This is a genomic window from Actinomadura coerulea, assembly GCF_014208105.1.
Lineage (GTDB): Bacteria > Actinomycetota > Actinomycetes > Streptosporangiales > Streptosporangiaceae > Spirillospora > Spirillospora coerulea.
In genome coordinates this window covers 3,765,556-3,783,875 of sequence record NZ_JACHMQ010000001.1, presented here as the reverse complement: position 1 = coordinate 3,783,875, position 18,320 = coordinate 3,765,556, and the positions used below count along the sequence as shown (strand labels likewise).

Genomic DNA, 18,320 nt, shown 5'->3' with positions numbered 1-18,320 from the left:
CCACCCCGCGGAGTTGAGATGAACCCGGAATCGCCCCTCCCTAATCGGGGCAACGGCGGCCAAACTGGCGATGTGCACCCTCTCATCGAAGTGCCCGCGCTGGACCGGCTGCTCCGACGGCAGGCGAACGTGGTCCTGCTGGACGTCCGATGGCATCTGGCGGGTCCGCCGGGGATCGAGTCCTACCGCAGGGGGCACCTGCCCGGCGCCGTGTTCCTCGACCTCGACCGCGACGTGGCCGGGCCTCCGGGGCCCGGCGGCCGCCACCCCCTGCCGGGTCCCGCCGACTTCGAGGCGGCGATGCGCCGCGCCGGGGTCTCGGCCGACAGCCTGGTCGTGGTCTACGACGACGCCGACTCCACGGCCGCCGCCCGGGTGTGGTGGTCGCTGCGCTACTTCGGGCACGAACAGGTCCGCGTCCTGGACGGCGGCTACCGCGCGTGGACCGAGGCCGGACACCCGGTGAGCACCGACGAGCCCGAGGCCAAGCCGGGCGACTTCGTCGCCGACCCGGGCCGCCTGCCCGTCCTGGACGCCGAGGGCGCCGCGGAGCTGGCCGGCGCGGGCGTGCTGCTGGACGCCCGCGCCGCCGAGCGCTACCGCGGCGAGCAGGAGCCGGTCGACCCCGTGGCCGGGCACATCCCGGGCGCCCGGAACGCTCCCACCTCCGGCAACGTCGGCGTCGACGGCCGCTTCCTGCCACCCGGCCTGCTGCGCGAGCGGTTCGCGCAGCTCGGCGCGACCGACGCGCTCGACGTCGGCGCCTACTGCGGCTCGGGCGTCACCGCCGCCCACGAGATCCTCGCCCTCCACCTCGCCGGCATCCCGGCCGCCCTCTATGTCGGGTCCTGGTCGAACTGGGTGGCCGATCCCGGCAACCCGGTCGCCACCGGCGACGGCTGACCCGCCTTCAGCCCGCGCCCATGGCCAGGAAACCGGTCGTGGCAGGGGTCCGGGCGGTGGCGGCCAGCGCCCGCGAGGGGGTCTGCCCGGCCGCCAGCGCGGTGTGGAACGCGGTCATGAAGGCCGGGGTCGCGTCGTCCCGGACGGGCAGGACGCTGGCGATCACGGTGGCGGTGCCGAGCGCCAGCAGGGCGCCGGCCATGCCGAGCACGGCGTCCCCCTCGTCGCCGCGGCCGATGTCGCACGCGGACAGGACGATCAGGTGCGGCGGATCGGCCAGCTCGTCCAGGTCGTGGACCATGAGGGGGCCGTCGGCCAGGCGCAGCCGGGAGAACAGGGCGTTGCCCTGGTGGAACTCGCCGTGGGCGGCGATGTGGGCGAGGGCGGCCCCTTCCAGGGCGTCGCGGACGGGTTCGGCGCGGGCGTCCGGGCCGTCCAGGACGGCGGCGCCGGGGCGCAGGCGGCGCAGGGCGGCGATCTCGCGGTCGGCGTGCAGGAGATCGGGGCCCGCCACAAGGACGGTGTGCCCGCCGGACGGGGCCCGCGTGCGGGCGTGGAGCCAGGCCCCGGCGGACGGGACGACCGTGAACGGGCGCCCCGCCAGGGACGGGAGCGCGGCCCACGGCAGACCGTGCAGTGCCCCCGTCGGGGCGATGACCAGCTCACGGTCGCCGAGGAAGGGGCGGAGCGCGGCGAACAGGAGGCGGTCGAGGCGTTCGGCCGCGCCCGTGAGCGAGGACGGCGCCGGAGGCCCGCCGTCCTCGGCGAGGCGGCACGCGGCGAAGCGGAGCAGGCCGGTCTCGCGCCGTGCCGCCTCGCCCGTGCCGAGGCGGTGGCGGCGGACGCGGCCGCGCGCGACGGTGACGGCGTGCAGTTCGCCGCCGATCGCGATCAGCTCGACGAGGGCGCGGTCGCCGAGCGCGGCGGCGACGGCGCCGGGCGCGGCGGGCCGGCCCGGGGACGCGCCGGACGGGCGGCGGCGCGTCCGGTCGCGGATCTTGCCCTCCAGCGCGGTCAGGTCCGCCTCCAGCGCGGCGGTGTCGGCCGGGGGCGCGGGCGCGGCCCCGCCGCGCGCGGTGTCGGCCGTGCGGTCGACGCTGAGGGCCCGCAGCGCGGTCAGCGCCGCGGCCCGCTCGGGGTCCCTGGGCGGGCGGACCCGGACCGGCCGCGCGATCGCCCGCCGCCGCTCCTCCACGGCGAGCAGCTCTCGCGCCGACCCGGACAGGCGGAGCCCGAGCTCCGCCAGTTCCGCGGCGAGACCCGCCGCGCGGGCGCGCAGGTCGAGCGCGTCCAGCGCCTCCGCGTGCTCCTCGGTCACCTCCAGCCCGGCCCTGACCGCCGCCAGCGCGCCCTTGCGGGCGTCCCGGGAGGAGTGTTCGAGGGCCGTCGCGTGCCAGGCGGCGATCCTGCCCGAGGCCGGGCCGCTCGTCCGCCGGACGGAGGCCAGCAGATGGCCCGCCGGCCGGCCCAGCGACAGCGCCACGCGCGCGGCGACGATACGGGCCTCGTCGGCGGCGTCCGCCCACCCGCCGCCTTCCAGCCGCTCCGCCGCGGCGGTGGCCGAGCGCAGCAGGACGGGGGACCGCTCACCGGACGCCCACCGGGCCTTGAGCAGCACGTGGTCGGCCAGCAGCGCCCATCCGGTGCGCTGCTGCTCGGTGAACCTCGTGCGGGCCCGCTCCGCCGCCACGGTGGCCTCCTCCGCGTTGCCGTCGGCCAGCTCGGCGTGGGCGAGGAGAAGGTAGCCGTCGGCCGTGTCACACCGGTAACCGTTCGCCGTGGCCGCGTCCAGGGCGGCGGTGAGGACGGGGCGCGCCTCACCTGGCAGACCCGCCATGATGAGCGTCTCCGCCTGGTCGAACCGGCACTGCGCCAGGCGCTCCCCGGTCAGGCCCTGTTCGGCCTCCGCGAAGAGACGGAGCGCGCGCGGGACGTCGCCGCGCCGCGACACCGTGAAGGCCAGGTTCCCCTTCGCCATGGCCGTCTGGTGGCGTAACCCGGCGGCCTCGCCGACGGCGACTGCCTCGGTCAGCGCCTCCTCCGCGCCGTCGTAGTCGCCGCGGAAGACCCGCGCCAGGCCGAGGTTGGTGAGCAGGCCGTTGAGCGCCGCGGGATCGTGCCCGGCGCGTAACCGGGGCAGGGCCCGCACGGCGACTTCGTGCGCCTCGTCCAGACGTCCGGCCCGTGCCAGGGCGCCCGCCTTGTTCGCGGCCAGGCGGTCGGCGTCGGGCCCGTGCAGGACGGCCTCCGCCCGCCGCGCGTGGGCGAGCGCCTCGGTGACGTCACCGCGCGCCGTGAGCAGCCCGACGAGGTTCATCCGCACCTGCGCCGCCGCGTACGCGTCGCTCCCGGAGGCGAGTTCCAGGGCGCGCCGGAGGAAGGCGAGGCCTTCGTCCAGCCTGCCCAGCTCCTTGGCCGCCAGGCCGGCCACGCGCAGCGGCAGGATCCCGCCGCCGTCCTCCAGCAGCGCGAGCGCCCGCGTGAGGGCGGTCGCGGGGTCGGTCGCCGCCATCCGCAGCAGGACGCGCTCGTCCCGCCCGGTCACAGCCGGATCCAGCTCGTGACGACCGACGTGCCGTCGTCCAGCCGCAGGATCAGGCTCACCAGCCCGGCCGGCACGCGCGGCAGCCAGAACATCCCCGCCGGCTCCGTGCGCGCCGTGATCCCGCCGGGCGGCAGGTCGCGGTGCCGGACCTCCACGAGCGCCGCCGCGGACGGGACGAGCCGCCCGTGGATCTCCCGGAACCGCCCGTCCGGCGACACCTCGATCTCGACCGTCGCGTCCGGGCAGGTGAAGGTCAGCGTCCGGGCCCGGCCGCCGCGCACCCCGGCCGCGCGGCCGCCCCGGTCGTGCTCCAGCTCCGCCAGCCGCGCGGCCGGCGCCCGCCACGCGATCGACGCGCGGGCCGCCGCGAGGACCGCCGCCGGCACCGGGTCGAGGATCTGGAACGTCGCGCGGACCCCCGCCATCAGCTCGTCGTCGTTCACGGGACGAGCCTCCGCAGCGACTCCAGGCAGCGCGCCCGCGTCGGGCCGACGCTGCCGACGGGGATCCCGAGGGCGGCGGCCAGCTCGGCGTGGCTCGGCGCGAGCGCGAACAGCCGCAGCAGCGTCCGGCAGCGCAGCGGCAGCCGCTCCAGCGCCGCTCCGACCATGCCGAGCCGCTCGCGCGCCGCGACGACCCGCGCGGGGTCGGGCTCCGGCTCGCGCGGCGCTGGCACGGTCGGCAGCGCGCGGCCGCGCCGGCGCGCCAGCCGTAAGCTCTCGTGGCGCGCCGTCGTGGCCAGCCAGCATGCGGCCGCGGCGGGCTCGCGGAGCTCGTCGATCCGCTCCACCAGCCGCAGCCACGTGGTCTGCACCGCGTCGCCCGCGTCGGCGTCGTTCAAACCGTACGAGCGGGCGATCGACCACAGCAGCCCGCTGTGCCGCTCGACCAGCCGGGCCCACGCGTCACCGTCGCCGTCGCGTGCCCGGACCACCAGCTCGTCCGTATCGTCCCTACGGGCCACCGAAGTCTCCTCCCGAGGCCCCCCGCTCCCCCTTCACCCTATGGCATCGATCGATGACACGGTGTGCACTTGGGTGCCGAGGCCCGGAAGTACCGGGTGCAGCGCGGGATCGAGCACGCGGTCGGCCGCCGCGGCCGCCTCGATGCCCTCCTGCGCGGCGAGGGCGGCGATCCGTCCCGCCACGACCGGCGTCGCGAACGACGTCCCGCTCCATGTCGCGTAGCCGTCGAACCGGTCGGGGTCGGAGCCGCCCGCCGCGGGCCGGGGGCCGTCGAACCGGACGAAGGAACTGGCCACGCCGACGCCCTGCGCGCACGCGTCCACCCACCATCCGTGGTTGGAGAACCAGGCCCGGTCGTCGCCGTCCAGGGCGGCGACGCCGATGACCGGCTTCATCGCGGCGGGCCAGAACGGGCGGTCCGTGGCCGCGTTCCCCGCGCACGCCACGACGACCGTGCGGCGGCCGAGCGCGGCGATCGCCTGGGAGAGCACCGGCGAGGGCCGGTCGTCGTAGGTGTGGCAGCCGAGCGAGATGTTGACGATGTCGGCGCGGCCCCAGGCGGCGAGCCACTCCAGCGCCCGGATCACGTCCAGCTCGTCGCCGATCCCGTGGCCGTCGAGCACGCGGCGGGCCCGCAGGTCGGCGGACGGCGCCTGCGACAGCACGACGCCCGCGATGAACGTGCCGTGCCCCGCCTGCGCGTCCAGCGCGAAGTCCAGATCGGCGTCCAGGGTCTCGGCCACCTCGTCGCGCTGCTCGCGGTACCACTCCTCGCCCTCGTACCAGGGGTGCGGCGACAGGCCGGTGTCCAGGACCGCGACCGTCACGTCCCGCCGGACCGGCCCGCGCCGCGGCGCGGGCACGGGTGGAGCCGGCCGGGGCAGGTCCGCGGGCCCGCTCCACCACATCGGCTGGCCGAGGACGAGGTGGTTCGGCGCGGCGCTCAGCCTCCGGTGCCGCCGGTCGGCGTTGCCGAGGACGGCCGCCAGCTCGCACACGTCGACCTTCGCGGGGGCGCGCAGGCGCAGCCGCGTGACGCCGCCCTCGTCGTGGCGCGAGTCGTACCAGCGCCGGACCAGCGACTCGGCCGCGCCGGCGTCCCGCCCGGCGACCAGGATCTCGTCCCGGCGGATCAGCGCCGGCCGCCCCGGCAGCGGTTCCACCACGACCGCGTCCGCGTGCCGGGCCAGCACCCGGTCCAACCGCGCCTGTTGATCGAACATCGAGCCTCGCCTCCGCCGGACCGACCGTTTCCGCTCATCGTGCCGGAATGATGACGCTGCGTGGCAGCGAACATGCGGAACGTGGCCGATGGTGGCATCCGTGACGAGACTCACTCCGGCGGGGACGCACACCTCCGTCCCCTTCGCAATAGTGGATCTTGACGGAGGTGCCGGGTGAACGATGTGCATCCTGTGTTCAAGCGTTCAACAAACTGCGAACTCGCGGTGGTGCGACTCCGGCCGATGATGCACAATGAGGGACGCGGACGCCGACTTGGGACGTACGAGGCCGTAGGGGAAGACGAGCCTCGGTACAGATCCAGGAGGTCCGGTGACCGCACGTGGCGTTTTTTACGTCCACTCCGCGCCACCTGCGCTGAGCCCGCACATCGAGTGGGCCGCCGCAGGTGTTCTCGGGGTGCCCGTTTCCCTTGAGTGGGCAGATCAGCCGGCCGCGCCCGGAACCCTGCGCGCCGAGCTGCATTGGGAGGGCAGGCCCGGTACCGCCGCGGGCATCACCTCCGCGCTGCGCAACTGGAAACTGGTGCGGTTCGAGGCCACCGAGGATCCGACGCCCGGCACCGACGGCGTCCGCTTCAGCTTCACCCCGACCCTCGGGGTGTTCACCGGGGTCATCGGCGCCAGCGGCGACATCATGGTCCCCGAGGACCGGCTCCGCGCGGTGATGGCGAACGCCGCCGTCGGCAAGGCGACGCTGGAGCAGGAGCTCGACCGGCTGCTCGGCACGCCGTGGGACAACGAGCTGGAGCCCTTCCGCAGGGCCGGCGACGGCGCCCCCGTCCGCTGGCTGCACGCCGCCGTCTGACGGACCGCGGCGCGGCCGGCGCCGCCCGCGCGGAGCGCGTACCCGTCCCGCGACCCGTACGGTCCCCGTCACCGGGAGGCGGTCCCGCCCGCCGCCGGGCGCCCGTGAGGTGTGGAAACGGGAGCCCGGGGCACGTTGAGTAGATGTCCGCTTTGAGCCGCAACAACGTGCAGGACCTGGGCCGACGGTCCGCGCAGCCCATGCTCTTCGCGCACGGGTTCGGCTGCGACCAGACGATGTGGCGGCTCACCGCGCCGGCCTTCGAGGCCGACCACCGGGTCGTCCTCTTCGACCACGTCGGGTTGGGGAACTCGGACGTGTCGGCCTACTCGGCCGACCGGTACGGCACCCTGGACGCCTACGCCGACGACGTGCTGGACATCGTCCACGAGCTGGACCTGCGGGACGTGATCTTCGTCGGGCACTCCGTCAGCGCGATGATCGGGGTGCTGGCGGCCAACCGGGAGCCGGACCGCTTCGCCCGCCTCGTGCTGGTCGGCCCCTCTCCCCGCTACGTCGACGACGGGGACTACGTCGGCGGGTTCACCGGCGCCGACATCACCGAGCTCCTGGAGTCGCTGGAGAGCAACTTCCTCGGCTGGTCCAGCCGGATGGGGCCGCTGATCATGGGGAACCCGGAACGGCCGGAGCTGGGCCGGGAGCTGACCAACTCCTTCTGCCGCACCGACCCCGACATCATGCGCCAGTTCGCGCGCGTGACCTTCCTGTCCGACAACCGGGCCGACCTGCCCGTGCTGAACGTTCCGACACTGGTTCTGCAGTGCTCGGAGGACATCATCGCTCCCGAGGCGGTGGGGGACTACGTGCACGGTGCCATCCCCGGAAGCGAGCTCGTGCGGCTGCGCGCGACCGGGCACTGCCCCAACCTGAGCGCGCCCGAGGAGACGATCGCGGCGATCAAGGCCTTTCTGAGGAAGGTCCCGAGTGGCCCCGATGTCCGGCACGGATGAGGAGCTCGCCCGGCTGCGGGACCTGTACGAGCACGCCCCCTGCGGCTACCTGTCGCTGACTCCTCCAGGGACGATCACCAAGGTCAACCAGACGCTGCTCGACTGGACGGGCTACCGCGCCGAAGACCTGCTCGACGGCACGCGCTTCCAGGAGCTGCTCCCCGTCGGGGACCGCATCTACTACGAGACGCACTTCAGGCCGCTGCTCACGATGCAGGGCGAGGTCCGCGAGATCGCCGTCGACCTGAGGTGCGCGGGCGGCGAGCGGCTGCCCGTGCTGGTCAACTCGACGCTGCGGCCGGAGGAGCCGGACGGGGCCCCCGGCGTCCGGGTGTGCGTCTTCCGCGCCATCGACCGCCGGGAGTACGAGCGGGAGCTCCTGTACGCCCGCCGGCGCGCGCGTGAGTCGGAGGCGCGCGCCCGGCGGCTCGCCGAGACCCTGCAGCGCAGCTTCATCCCGCCCGTGCTGCCGCCGGTGCCCGGCCTGGAGGTGGGCGACGCCTACCGTCCGGCCGGGGCGGGCGACGAGGTCGGAGGGGACTTCTACGACGTCTTCGAGATCTCCCCCGGCCGATGGGGGCTGGTACTGGGGGACGTGTGCGGCAAGGGAGTCGAGGCCGCGGTGGTGACGAGCCTGGCGCGGTACACGGTGCGGGCCGTCGCCACGGAGGCCGAATCGCCCGCCGACGTCCTCCGGAAGCTGAACTCGTCTCTGCTGGGCCACGACGCGGAGCGGTTCTGTACCGCCGTCTACGCGGGCATCGAGAGCGGCCCCGGCGGCGGGCCGCTCCTGACGGTCTCGCTCGGCGGCCACCCCGCGCCGATCCTGGCCGCCTCCTCCGGTGAGGTCCGCCCCATCGGCCGCCCCGGCGACCTGCTCGGCGTGCTCGACGACGTGGTGCTGACCGACGAGACCGTTGAGCTGCGGTCCGGCGACGCCGTGCTGTTCTTCACCGACGGCGTCAGCGAGGCGCGCCGCGACCGGGAGTTCTTCGGCGAGGACCGGCTCGCCGGCCTGCTGTCCGACGCGCGGGCCTCCGACGCGGGCGCCATCACCGCCCGGATCGTCGACCGCGTCCTCGGTTTCCAGGACGGCGTGCCGCGCGACGACATCGCGCTCGTCACCCTCAGGGTCCCGTAGGCCCTGATCACGGCCGGCGGCGGACCGGTGCCGGCGGAACCCGCGCACGCGCGAACGGCCCGGCGGGCGGGAAGCCTGCCGGGCCGTTCGGACGAGACGGTCAGAGAGCGCGCTGGAAGGCGACCGACACGTTGTGCCCGCCGAATCCGAACGAGTTGTTGAGCGCCGCCGCCGGGCCGTCCGGCAGCTTGCGGGGCTCGTCGCGCGCGATGTCGAGGTCGACCTCGTCGTCGAGGTCCTCCAGGTTGGCCACGAACGGGACGCGGCCCTCCTTGAGCGCGAGGACCGTGAAGATCGATTCGAGCGCGCCGGCGCCGCCGAGCAGGTGCCCGGTCATCGACTTGGTCGCGGTGATGACCACCTGGCGCGCGGCCTCCTCGCCGAGCCCCGCCTTGATGGAGGCGAGCTCCGCGACGTCGCCGGCGGGCGTGGAGGTGGCGTGCGCGTTGATGTGGACGAGGTCGGCGGGCTCCAGGCCCGCGTCCTTGAGGGCCCGCTGCATCGCCTTGGCCTGCCCGGAGCCGGACGGGTCGGGCAGCACGATGTCGTAGGCGTCGCCGGAGTAGCCGCAGCCGGCCGCGATGCCGTGGATCTCCGCGCCGCGGGCGCGGGCGTGCTCCTCCGATTCGAGGATCATCACGGCGGCGCCCTCGCCGAGCACGAAGCCGTCGCGGTTCTTGTCGTAGGGCCGGGACGCGCGCGCCGGCTCCTCGTTGCGGGTCGACATCGCCCGCATGGCCCCGAACGAGGCCATCTGCAGCGGGTGTATGCACGACTCGGTGCCGCCGCAGATCACCACGTCGGCGCGGCCCGCGCGGATCATGTCGATGGCGTACCCGACGGCCTCGCCGCTGGACGCGCACGCGCTGACCAGCGCGTGCGAGCCTGCCATCGCGCCGAACTCGATGCCGACGTGCCCGGAGGCGCCGTTCGGCATCAGCATCGGGACAGTGAAGGGCGAGACCCGCGACCAGCCCTTCTCCCGGAAGACGTCGTAGCTGTTGAGGGCGGTGTGCAGGCCGCCGATGCCGCTGGACAGCACCACGCCGAGGCGCTCGCCGTCCACGGTGAAGCCGCCGTCGACGCCGGGGCGGTCCATGCCCTTCTGGCCCTTGCCGCCCGCCGGCACGGCGAACCCGGCGGAGGCCCACGCCTCGCGCGCGGCGATCAGGGCGATCGCCTGGTTGCGGTCGAGGCGGCGCAGGTTCTGCTTCGGCATCACCTCGGACGGGTCGACCTTCAGGGTCGCGGCGAACTGGACCGGCAGGTCCTCGACCCCCTCCCAGTCCAGTTTGCGGATACCGGACTCGCCGGCGAGCAGGGCGGACCAGGTCGACGGCATGTCGCCGCCGAGTGGGGTCGTTGCACCGAGACCGGTCACCACGACCCTGGTCTGGCTCTTGCTCATAGTTCGTGCTCCTTGCGGACTGTGAGGGGAGGAGGAAGGGCGCGCCGCCTCCCGGGCGGCGGCGCGCCCTCCCGCGGCTCAGCTCTGCAGGTTCTGGACGAAGTTGACGACGTCCTTGACCGTCTTCAGGTTGCGCAGCTCGTCGTCGGGGATCTCGACGTTGAACCGGTCCTGGGCGGCCACCGCGATCTCCACCATCGACAGCGAGTCGATGTCGAGGTCGTCGATGAAGTTCTTCTCCGGGGTGACCTCGGACTTGTCGATGCCGACGATCTCGTCGATGATCTCGGCGAGGCCGTCCAGGATCTGCTGTTCGGTGGCGACTGCCATGGTTCTGCGTTCTCCTTCGGTGGGTTGGTCCAGAGGCTCCGAGCAGGCGTGACGGCCTACGGGATCTGGATGACTTGGGCAGCGTAGGACAGCCCGGCGCCGAACCCGACCAGCAGGGCCGGGGCGCCGGACGGCACGTCGCCGCGTTCGATCATTCGGGACAGCGCCAGCGGGATCGAGGCGCCCGAGGTGTTGCCGGACTGCACGATGTCGTTGGCGACGACGGCGTTGGACGCCTTCACCTTGCGGGCGATCGCCTCGATGATCCGCAGGTTGGCCTGGTGCGGGACGACGGCGGCGAGCTCCTCGGGCTTGACCCCGGCCCGCTCGCACGCCTGGAGCGCGATCGGCGCGATGGCGGTGGTGGCCCAGCGGAAGACCGCCTGCCCCTCCTGCCGGATGAACGAGTTGCGGTCATCAATGATGATCTTGTCGTACTTGTCGCCGGCGCTGCCCCACACGACGGGGCCGATGCCGGGCGCCTCGCTGGGCGCGACGACCGCCGCGCCCGCGCCGTCGGCGAAGATGATGCAGGTGGAGCGGTCGGTCCAGTCGATCCACTGGGACATCTTCTCGGCGCCGATGACCAGCACGTTGCGGGCGCTGCCGGCCCGGACCGCGGCGCTGGCGGTGCCGAGCGCGTAGCAGAAGCCGGCGCAGGCGGCGTTGAGGTCGAAGGCGCCGGGCGCCTCGATGCCGAGGCGGTGCGCGACCTGCGCGGCGTGGCCCGGCATCGGCGTCTCCGCCGAGCAGGTCGCCAGGATCACCAGGTCGATGTCGGAGGGGGCGAGGCCGCTGTTCGCCAGCGCCTTGCCGGCGGCGTGCACGCCGAGCTCGACGATGCCCTCGTCGTCGCCGGCGATGCGCCGCTCGGAGATGCCGACGCGGCTGCGGATCCACTCGTCGTTGGTGTCGACGGTGCGCGCGAGGTCGTCGTTGGTGACGATGCGGGCGGGGCGGTAGTCGCCGAACGCGAGGACGCGGGCGCCGGGCGCCGCCTCGGGGATGGTGAGCCCGGCGGTCATGACGCGTCCGCCTCGATCAGCTCGCGGGCCTTGTCCAGGTCGGCGGGGGTCTTGAGGGCGACCAGCTCGATGCCCTTCAGCTCGCGCCGGGCCAGCCCGACGAGCGTCCCGGCGGGCGGCAGCTCGATGATCCCGGTGACGCCGATCTCCCGCATGGTCTCCATGCACGCGTCCCAGCGGACGGGGGCGCTGACCTGCTCGACGAGCCGGGCGACGAAGTCGCGGCCGCTGTCGACGACGGCGCCGTCGCGGTTCTGGAGCAGCGCGGCCCGCGGGTCGGCGACGGGCACGCCGGGCGCCAGTCGGCGCAGGACGCCGACGGCGGGCTCCATGTGCTCGGTGTGGAAGGCGCCCGCGACCGACAGCGGCCTCAGCCGCGCCTTGGCGGGCGGCTCGTCGGCGAACTTCGCGAGCCGCTCGGTCGTCCCGGCGGCGACGACCTGCCCGGCGCCGTTGACGTTGGCGGGGGTGAGCCCGTGCTTGTCGATCGCGGCGAGGACCTCGTCGGCCTCGCCGCCGAGCACGGCCGTCATGCCGGTCTCGGTGACGGCGGCGGCCTCGGCCATCGCCCGGCCCCGCTCCCGGACGAGGACCAGCGCGGCCTCGGGGGTCAGCACCCCGGCGATCGCGGCGGCGGCCAGCTCGCCGACGCTGTGCCCGGCGACGGCGTCCGGCCCGGTCCTCCCGCCCGGCGCGCCGTCGTAGAGGGCCTCGGCCGCGGCGATCGCGGCGGCGACGAGCAGCGGCTGCGCGACCGCGGTGTCGCGGATCTCCTCGGCGTCCGCGGACGTCCCGTAGCGCACCAGGTCCAGACCCGTGACCGCCGACCACCAGGCGAACCGGTCGGCGACTCCGGGTTTCTCTAGCCATGGCTGCAGGAAGCCGGGGGTCTGGGCGCCCTGGCCGGGCGATGCGAGGAGAATCACAGCGTCCAGCCTGCCGTCATGTGCCCGCGCCCACGATGCCGATCACGACGAACTTTGGTCTTGGCGCTTTGTACGACCTCTACAAGAAACCCTGGTGAGCGCCTGTAGCTCGGGCTGAGACCCTCGGTGCGACGCTCCTCACTCCCGAGGGTCCCCGCTACCCGGTCGTCCTGGCGGCGCGGGCGTGGAAGCGGCCGAGGACCAGGGCGATGCGGAGGGTGAAGGCGTTGCGGCCGTCGGTGGGGGCCAGGCCGGTCAGCTCGGCGACGCGGCGCAGCCGGTAGCGGACGGTGTTGGGGTGGACGAACAGGAGCCGGGCCGTGGCCTCCAGCGACGATCCCTGTTCGAGGTAGGTGGTGAGGGTGTCCAGGAGAGGGGCCCCGGCGGCGAGCATCGGGTTGTAGACACCGTCCACCAGGTAGCGGCGCGCGTCGTCGTCGCCGTCTAGGGCGCGCTCGGGGAGGAGCTCGGTGGCGAGGACGGGGCGGGGCGCGTCCGGCCACCCGGAGGCGGCCCGCAGCCCGGCGACGGCGGCGCGGGCCGACGTCGTGGACTCGTAGAGGTCGGCGACCTGGGGGCCGACGACGACCGGCCCGGGCCCGCACTTGGCGGCGATCGGGCGGGCGGCCTCCATGGGGTCGGTGTCGCCGCCCACGATCACCACGACGCGGTGCCCCTGGACGCCGGCCAGCACGTCGGCGCGGGCGCGGCGCGCGGCCAGCTGCATCTGGTCGATGGTGACCTCGGGCTCCTCGTCCTCCGGGGTGAAGCCGGCGATGACGGTGACGGGCTTGGACGTCCAGCCGAGCGCGGCGGCCCAGGAGTGCATGCCGTCGTCGACCTCGTCGCGCAGCACCGCGTTGACGACGAGGGCCTCCAGGCGGGCGTCCCAGGCGGCGCGCGTCTCGGCGGCGCGGGCGTAGACCTGGGCGGCGCCGAACGCCACGTCCCGGGTGTAGCGCAGGATGGCCTCGCGCAGCTGGGCCTCGCCGCCGGGCGCGGCGAGCTCGCCGAGCCGGGTCTCCACCACGTCGATGATGACGCGGATCATGTCGATGGTGTGCTGGAGCTTGATGGAGCGCAGCAACTCGCGGGGCGCGGTGCCGAACACCTCCCCGGCGATGGCCGGGCGGCTCCGCTCGTTGCTCTTGAACCACTCCACGAACGCGGCGATGCCGGCCTGCGCCACGAGGCCGATCCAGGAGCGCTGGTCGGCGGGCATGCGCCGGAACCAGGGGAGCTGCTCCTCCATGCTGGTCAGCGCCGCGGTGCCGAATGTCCCCATCGCCTTCTCCAGACGCTGGGTGGTCTGCTCGCGGATCTCGGCCTCGTTCGCGGTGTTCACCACAACAGAGTGCCACCACACCTGCGGTGTCCTAACCGGAAGTCGGTAAACCGGGTCAGCCGGGGGTCACCGCGGAGGCGCGCCCGAGCGCGATGTCGGTGAGGTTGCGCAGCGACGCCGAGCGCGGGGCGAGGTAGTCGCTGTGGCCGCCCTGCCCGGTCTCGAAGACCCGGGCGCCGAACCCGGTGGAGACCGGGTCGGGACCGAGCCCGAGCCCGAGGAACCGCACGTGCGGGACGTCCTCCATCCAGTCGGTCGAGCCCCGTCCCGCCCAGACGCGGGTCGTCCCGCCCAGCCTGGACGCCGACCAGGCGGTCGTCCCCGGGCTGCCGTAGAGGGCGATGTCGGTGACCTGTTTCCAGGCGGCACGGTTGGAACCGCCCAGGGCGGCCTGGCCGCAGACCACCGAGCCGTAGCTGTGGCAGAGCAGGCCCACGCTCGCACCGGGGTTGACCTGGTGGACGCCCTTCATGAACTTGCGGAGCCGGACGGCGCCTTCGGCGGCCCGCTCGGCGGTGAGGACGTCGCTGCTGAACGTCTTGGGCGCCGCGTAGCCGAGCCAGGCGACGACCGCCAGGCCGGGCTCGGGCGACAGGGAGCGGGCCTGCTGGTAGACGGCGCGTGCGCCCCCGCCGGGCGTCGACCAGGGCTTGCCGCCCCGCTTGTCGAACGTGGACAGCGTGGTGTCGGCGCCGGGGACGAGCACCGCGACCCGCCGGGCCCGGGTGAGGTCGCCGACGACCTCGATGGCCCGCCCGCGGCCGCGCGGATCGAAGTAGAGGAAGCGGCGTCCGGGCTGGAGGAACGCGCCGAGCGTCCTCCGCCGGTCGGTGTCGCCGACCTTCTCCGCCGTCTTGAGGGCCTCCTCGATGGACCGGCGCTCGGCGGCGTACCGGACGTCCAGCGTCGACGGCGCCATCCCCGGGACCGCGACGGGCGCCGCGTAAGGGTCGGCATGGCCCGTCCCGGCGGTCGTCAGCAGCACCACCCCGATGGACGCCGCGGCGGCGGTGGCCCGGCGGAGGCGGCGGGCCTGCCGTCGCGCGGGGCGCGGCGAGGTCGTCGTGAGGTGCGGCGGCATCGGCGCCTTTCTACCATCGGAGATCGTTCAGCGTGGGTTCGGCTCACCCCCGGTGGATCAGGAGACGCCTCTGCGGAAGTACGGGCGGGGGACGGGGATGGTTCCCTCGGGTGGTGTCCCGCGCGTGCCGCCGCGGTCGCGCGATGGCGGCGGCCAGTGCCCGGCCGGCGGCGAGCGCGCCGCCGAAGGCGACCAGCCACGCGAGGCGCTCGGCGATCCATTCCGGCTGGTCGGGAACGGTGCAACCCAGGTCAGCCTACCGAACGCGAGCAGCGCCCCCACGGTGACGAAGATCATTACGGTCTGGTGCCAGAGGTAGCTCCCCATGGCGGAGCGGTTGGCCGCCGTGATCGCCGACCGCGCCCCGGCGTGTCGCGTCCAGCGGGTCAGGGCCCGTCCAGAAGCGTCGCCGCGTAGACGCAGAGGAACCACGCCGAGTATCCGGCGATGAGGAAGAGCACGGTGAGCGTCTGCAGGGCGTCCACGGCCCGGTCGCGTTCTCCGTATTCGTCGTGGCTCCGGTCCTCAGGCATGGGCGACCTCCGCGTCGCGGCCGAGAGCGATCAGGGTGAGGTTGCGCAGCGCGAGGGAGCCGGGCATCAGGTAGCCGCTGTGCGGGCCCGTCCCGGCGTCGAAGCGCAGGGCGCCGAAACCGGGCGAGGCGGGATCGGCGCCGAACCCCAGCCCGGCGAACCGAACATGGGGGACGTACCGCACCCAGTCGCCCCTCGACCTGCCCGCCCAGACCCGCGCGGACGTCCCGAGGTCGGAGGCGTGGCGCAGGGTCGTTCCGGGGCTGCCGAACAGGGCGATGTCGTCCACCGGCAGGGGCGCCAGCCGCCGGGCGGCCCTGCCGCAGAGCACCGAGCCGTAGCTGTGGCAGAGCAGGGCGAACCGGGCCCGCCCGTTCACCGCGTGCACGCCGGCGAGGAGGCGTGCGAGACTCCGCGCGCCCTCCTCCGCACGTCCGCTCGTCAGGGCGCCGGCGCTCAGCGTCGAAGGGGAGCCGTAGCCGAGCCAGGCGATGACGGCGATCCGCGCGCCGGGCGCGGCGGCGCGGGCCTGCCGGTAGAGCGCCCGGCTGCCGCCTCCGACGAACTTGGGCGAGTCGTAGTTGGCCAGCGAGTTGTCCGCGCCGGGCACCACCACCGCGATCCGGTGGGCGTGCCTGAGGTCGCCCAGGACCTCCACAGCGCGCCCGTCGCCTCGCGGGTCGAACGACAGGAACCGCCGGTCCGCCCCGTGGAGCGCGGACAGGGCCCGTGTCCGTCCCGTGTCGTGGACGCGCGCCGCGGTGGCCAGGGCGCGCGTGATGTCCCGGCCGGTCGCCTGGTAGCGGGCGTCGAGGGCCGACGCCGACAGGGCGCGGGCCGGGGTCGGCGGCGCGTACACCTCGGCGTGCCCCGCGGCGGCCGTCGAGCCGGCGGCCGCCAGCACCGAAACGGCGGCGGCGGTTCTGCGAACGCTGGGCATCCGGCGGGTCCTTCCTGGTCAGCGGTTGGAGCACTGATCAGGAAGGTAGGAATCAGACGTGTTGGCGCACATCGGCCCGCGGTGCCGTCCCGCGCCGTGCGCCCCCGGTATGACGGCATGCGCCCCAGGTATGACGGGAGGCGCCCGGCGTCAGTCGCCGGGCCGCACCAGCCCCACCTCGTAGGCGTAGACGATCGCCTGCGGGCGGTCGCGGAGCCCGAGCTTCATCAGGATCCGTCCGAAGTGCGTCTTGACGGTCTGCTCGGCGACCACGAGCCGCCCGGCGATCTCGCCGTTGGACAGGCCGCGCGCCACCAGCGAGAGCACCTCGGTCTCCCGCTCGGTCAGCTCCTCCAGCCGCTTGCGGGACGGCGCGCGCGGGCCCCCGAGCCGGGAGAACTCCGCGATGAGCCGCCGCGTGACCGACGGGGACAGCAGCGCGTCGCCCGCCGCCACCACCCGGACCGCGTCGGCGAGCTCGGTCGCGGACGCGTCCTTGAGCAGGAACCCGCTGGCCCCGGCCCGCAGCGCCTCGTAGACGTAGTCGTCCAGGTCGAACGTCGTGAGCATGAGGACCTTGGGGGCGCCGTCCCCGGCGTCCGCGAGCAGCCGGCGGGTCGCCTCCAGGCCGTCCATCACCGGCATCCGGACGTCCATCAGCACCACGTCGGGACGCACCTCGGCGACGCGGCGCAGCCCCTCCGCGCCGTCGGCGGCCTCGCCCGCGACCTCGATGTCGGGCTGGGCGTTGAGCAGCACGCCGAACCCGGTGCGCACCATGCCCTGGTCGTCGACGATCACGACCCGGATCGTCACGTCGCCTCCCGCGCCTTCACCGGCAGCGATGCGGTCACGGCGAATCCTCCCTCGGACGTGGGGCGGGCGGTCAGCTCGCCGTCCAGCGCGGCGGCCCGCTCCCGCATCCCGACCAGCCCGTGGCCGCCGCCCGGAAGCGGCGGAACGGACCCCGGCCCGCCCGCGGGCGGGCCGTTGACGACGCCGAGACACACTACGCCGCCCTCGCGGGAGACCTCGACCTCGACGCGGGAACCGGGCGCGTGCCGCATGGCGTTGCTCAGCGCCTCCTGGAGGATCCGGTACGCGGTGAGCCCCACCCCGGGGGGCAGGCCCGCCAGGTCACCGCCCAGCCGGGTCTCGACGCGCAGGCCGGCGCCGCGCGCGTTGCCGACGAGCTCGTCCAGCCGCTCCAGGCTCGGCTGCGGGGCGGTCTCGGCGCCGTCCTCCGCGCGCAGCACGCCGAGGACGCGGCGCAGCTCCGTCAGCGCGTCCAGCGCGGTCGCGCGGATCTCGGCGAGGTCGCGGCGCGTCTCGTCCGGGACGGTCTCCACCTTGTACGGGGCGGCCTCCGCCTGGATGGCGATCATCGACATGTGGTGCGCGACGACGTCGTGCAGCTCCCGCGCGATCCGCTGCCGCTCGGTCAGCACCGCCTCGGCGTCCTGGTGCCGCCTCTCCTGCTCGGCCAGCTCGCGCCGCGAGGTCTGCCGGACGCGGACCGCGTAGCCCACCGCCAGCGGCAGCAGGAGCAGCACCGACGCCCCGGCCCCGGACGCCGGATCCTTGATCCACACCCCGGTGAACGAGATGATCGCGACGCCCAGCGTGACGTCGCGCGAACAGCGCACCGCGACCGTGTACACGGTCACGACCGCCGTGAACGCGCCCGCCGGGACGTAGGGGACGGTCAGCCAGTCGCCGACGTCGACCAGCGCCATCGCCGCGAAGCTCAGCCGCCACGCGCCGAGCGGGTGGCGGTCGCGCAGCGCCAGCGGCGCCGTCACCGCGACGGCGATGAGGAACTTCGTCCCGTCGGAGACGTAGATCCCGCGCCGCAACGTCTCGGTGGACAGCAGCGACACCGTCCCGGCGACGAGCCCGACGGCGAGGGCCAGCCCGAACAGGTTCGCCACCAGCCCGTACGGCAGCCGCCCCACGCCGATGTACCGCGTCCAGCGCAGCGGCAGGGGCCACGGCCGGTTCAGCGGCGCCGGTTCGGCCCTTCCGGTCACGGCGGCGGCGAGCAGCACGTCCCGCAGGACGCCGCGCAGCGTCAGATTCTCCCCGGCCATGAGCACCAGGCTAGGGAGCTCCGGTCTCGCCCGGATGACACCGTGGTGGGACGTGCCGGGTCATACCT

Annotated in this window: 18 protein-coding genes; 4 read left to right on the top strand and 14 right to left on the bottom strand. The window is 74.6% G+C overall.

Features of this window, described 5'->3' with window-relative positions; genetic code table 11:
* The first annotated feature begins 72 nt into the window (after positions 1-72).
* Positions 73-903: a rhodanese-like domain-containing protein gene (locus tag BKA00_RS17380; RefSeq protein WP_230298704.1), complete on the top strand. Its 831-nt coding sequence runs from the start codon at positions 73-75 to the stop codon at positions 901-903.
* A 7-nt stretch (positions 904-910) separates the two neighbouring features.
* Here BKA00_RS17380 and BKA00_RS17375 read toward each other — a convergent pair whose 3' ends face one another.
* From BKA00_RS17375 to BKA00_RS17360, 4 genes are read right to left on the bottom strand one after another with little or no spacing between them, the layout of a single operon-like run.
* Positions 911-3,448, bottom strand: coding sequence for a CHAT domain-containing protein (locus tag BKA00_RS17375; protein WP_230298705.1), 2,538 nt, complete (start codon positions 3,446-3,448; stop codon positions 911-913).
* Positions 3,445-3,891 carry a hypothetical protein gene (locus BKA00_RS17370; RefSeq protein ID WP_185026298.1) on the bottom strand — a complete coding sequence of 149 codons (447 nt, stop codon included), beginning with the start codon at positions 3,889-3,891 and terminating at the stop codon, positions 3,445-3,447. The genes BKA00_RS17375 and BKA00_RS17370 overlap by 4 nt, the downstream gene beginning before the upstream one ends.
* Complete coding sequence (locus BKA00_RS17365; protein WP_230298706.1) at positions 3,888-4,412, bottom strand: RNA polymerase sigma factor; 525 nt, start codon at positions 4,410-4,412, stop codon at positions 3,888-3,890. The genes BKA00_RS17370 and BKA00_RS17365 overlap by 4 nt, the downstream gene beginning before the upstream one ends.
* Before the next feature lie 33 nt (positions 4,413-4,445).
* Positions 4,446-5,636 carry a S8 family peptidase gene (locus BKA00_RS17360; protein ID WP_185026296.1) on the bottom strand — a complete coding sequence of 397 codons (1,191 nt, stop codon included), beginning with the start codon at positions 5,634-5,636 and terminating at the stop codon, positions 4,446-4,448.
* Between the two features lie 331 nt (positions 5,637-5,967).
* On the opposite strand from BKA00_RS17360, the gene BKA00_RS17355 reads away from it, so the two are divergent.
* From BKA00_RS17355 to BKA00_RS17345, 3 genes are all read left to right on the top strand, one after another.
* The gene (locus tag BKA00_RS17355; protein WP_185026294.1) at positions 5,968-6,462 is read left to right on the top strand and encodes a DUF3145 domain-containing protein; all 495 of its coding nucleotides are present in this window, start codon (positions 5,968-5,970) and stop codon (positions 6,460-6,462) included.
* A gap of 143 nt (positions 6,463-6,605) precedes the next feature.
* Positions 6,606-7,433 (top strand): alpha/beta fold hydrolase, encoded by an 828-nt coding sequence (locus BKA00_RS17350; protein WP_185026292.1) that lies wholly within the window; start codon positions 6,606-6,608, stop codon positions 7,431-7,433.
* Positions 7,417-8,574 carry a SpoIIE family protein phosphatase gene (locus tag BKA00_RS17345; RefSeq protein ID WP_185026290.1) on the top strand — a complete coding sequence of 386 codons (1,158 nt, stop codon included), beginning with the start codon at positions 7,417-7,419 and terminating at the stop codon, positions 8,572-8,574. Before BKA00_RS17350 ends, BKA00_RS17345 begins: the two co-directional genes overlap by 17 nt.
* A gap of 100 nt (positions 8,575-8,674) precedes the next feature.
* Here BKA00_RS17345 and BKA00_RS17340 read toward each other — a convergent pair whose 3' ends face one another.
* The 10 genes from BKA00_RS17340 to BKA00_RS17295 form a co-directional block, all read right to left on the bottom strand.
* Positions 8,675-9,982 carry a beta-ketoacyl-[acyl-carrier-protein] synthase family protein gene (locus tag BKA00_RS17340; RefSeq protein ID WP_185026288.1) on the bottom strand — a complete coding sequence of 436 codons (1,308 nt, stop codon included), beginning with the start codon at positions 9,980-9,982 and terminating at the stop codon, positions 8,675-8,677.
* Positions 9,983-10,060: 78 nt separating this feature from the next.
* Positions 10,061-10,312 carry an acyl carrier protein gene (locus BKA00_RS17335; RefSeq protein WP_185026286.1) on the bottom strand — a complete coding sequence of 84 codons (252 nt, stop codon included), beginning with the start codon at positions 10,310-10,312 and terminating at the stop codon, positions 10,061-10,063.
* 56 nt (positions 10,313-10,368) lie between these two features.
* Positions 10,369-11,337: a beta-ketoacyl-ACP synthase III gene (locus BKA00_RS17330; protein ID WP_185026284.1), complete on the bottom strand. Its 969-nt coding sequence runs from the start codon at positions 11,335-11,337 to the stop codon at positions 10,369-10,371.
* Positions 11,334-12,263, bottom strand: coding sequence for an ACP S-malonyltransferase (locus BKA00_RS17325; protein ID WP_185026282.1), 930 nt, complete (start codon positions 12,261-12,263; stop codon positions 11,334-11,336). The genes BKA00_RS17330 and BKA00_RS17325 overlap by 4 nt, the downstream gene beginning before the upstream one ends.
* A 157-nt stretch (positions 12,264-12,420) precedes the next feature.
* A complete protein-coding gene (locus BKA00_RS17320; RefSeq protein ID WP_185034371.1) occupies positions 12,421-13,548 on the bottom strand; it encodes a PucR family transcriptional regulator in 1,128 nt (375 codons plus the stop codon).
* A gap of 115 nt (positions 13,549-13,663) precedes the next feature.
* A complete protein-coding gene (locus BKA00_RS17315) occupies positions 13,664-14,689 on the bottom strand; it encodes an alpha/beta hydrolase (protein ID WP_185026280.1) in 1,026 nt (341 codons plus the stop codon).
* A gap of 386 nt (positions 14,690-15,075) precedes the next feature.
* Positions 15,076-15,222 (bottom strand): hypothetical protein, encoded by a 147-nt coding sequence (locus BKA00_RS17310; protein ID WP_185026278.1) that lies wholly within the window; start codon positions 15,220-15,222, stop codon positions 15,076-15,078.
* A complete protein-coding gene (locus BKA00_RS17305) occupies positions 15,215-16,162 on the bottom strand; it encodes an alpha/beta hydrolase (RefSeq protein ID WP_185026276.1) in 948 nt (315 codons plus the stop codon). Before BKA00_RS17305 ends, BKA00_RS17310 begins: the two co-directional genes overlap by 8 nt.
* A 150-nt stretch (positions 16,163-16,312) precedes the next feature.
* Positions 16,313-16,978 (bottom strand): response regulator transcription factor, encoded by a 666-nt coding sequence (locus BKA00_RS17300; protein ID WP_185026274.1) that lies wholly within the window; start codon positions 16,976-16,978, stop codon positions 16,313-16,315.
* Entirely contained in the window at positions 16,975-18,252 is a 1,278-nt protein-coding gene (locus BKA00_RS17295) for a sensor histidine kinase (protein WP_185026272.1), read from the bottom strand. The genes BKA00_RS17300 and BKA00_RS17295 overlap by 4 nt, the downstream gene beginning before the upstream one ends.
* Positions 18,253-18,320: the final 68 nt, after the last annotated feature.

What these genes read in the sequence shown, in the direction of transcription:
- BKA00_RS17295 (WP_185026272.1), bottom strand. Translation starts at nt 18,252, where the DNA reads ATGGCCGGGGAGAATCTGACGCTGCGCGGCGTCCTGCGGGACGTGCTG.
- BKA00_RS17320 (WP_185034371.1), bottom strand. Translation starts at nt 13,548, where the DNA reads ATGGGGACATTCGGCACCGCGGCGCTGACCAGCATGGAGGAGCAGCTC.
- BKA00_RS17340 (WP_185026288.1), bottom strand. Translation starts at nt 9,982, where the DNA reads ATGAGCAAGAGCCAGACCAGGGTCGTGGTGACCGGTCTCGGTGCAACG.
- BKA00_RS17315 (WP_185026280.1), bottom strand. Translation starts at nt 14,689, where the DNA reads ATGCCGCCGCACCTCACGACGACCTCGCCGCGCCCCGCGCGACGGCAG.
- BKA00_RS17305 (WP_185026276.1), bottom strand. Translation starts at nt 16,162, where the DNA reads ATGCCCAGCGTTCGCAGAACCGCCGCCGCCGTTTCGGTGCTGGCGGCC.
- BKA00_RS17345 (WP_185026290.1), top strand. Translation starts at nt 7,417, where the DNA reads ATGTCCGGCACGGATGAGGAGCTCGCCCGGCTGCGGGACCTGTACGAG.
- BKA00_RS17310 (WP_185026278.1), bottom strand. Translation starts at nt 15,222, where the DNA reads ATGCCTGAGGACCGGAGCCACGACGAATACGGAGAACGCGACCGGGCC.
- BKA00_RS17335 (WP_185026286.1), bottom strand. Translation starts at nt 10,312, where the DNA reads ATGGCAGTCGCCACCGAACAGCAGATCCTGGACGGCCTCGCCGAGATC.
- BKA00_RS17360 (WP_185026296.1), bottom strand. Translation starts at nt 5,636, where the DNA reads ATGTTCGATCAACAGGCGCGGTTGGACCGGGTGCTGGCCCGGCACGCG.
- BKA00_RS17330 (WP_185026284.1), bottom strand. Translation starts at nt 11,337, where the DNA reads ATGACCGCCGGGCTCACCATCCCCGAGGCGGCGCCCGGCGCCCGCGTC.
- BKA00_RS17350 (WP_185026292.1), top strand. Translation starts at nt 6,606, where the DNA reads ATGTCCGCTTTGAGCCGCAACAACGTGCAGGACCTGGGCCGACGGTCC.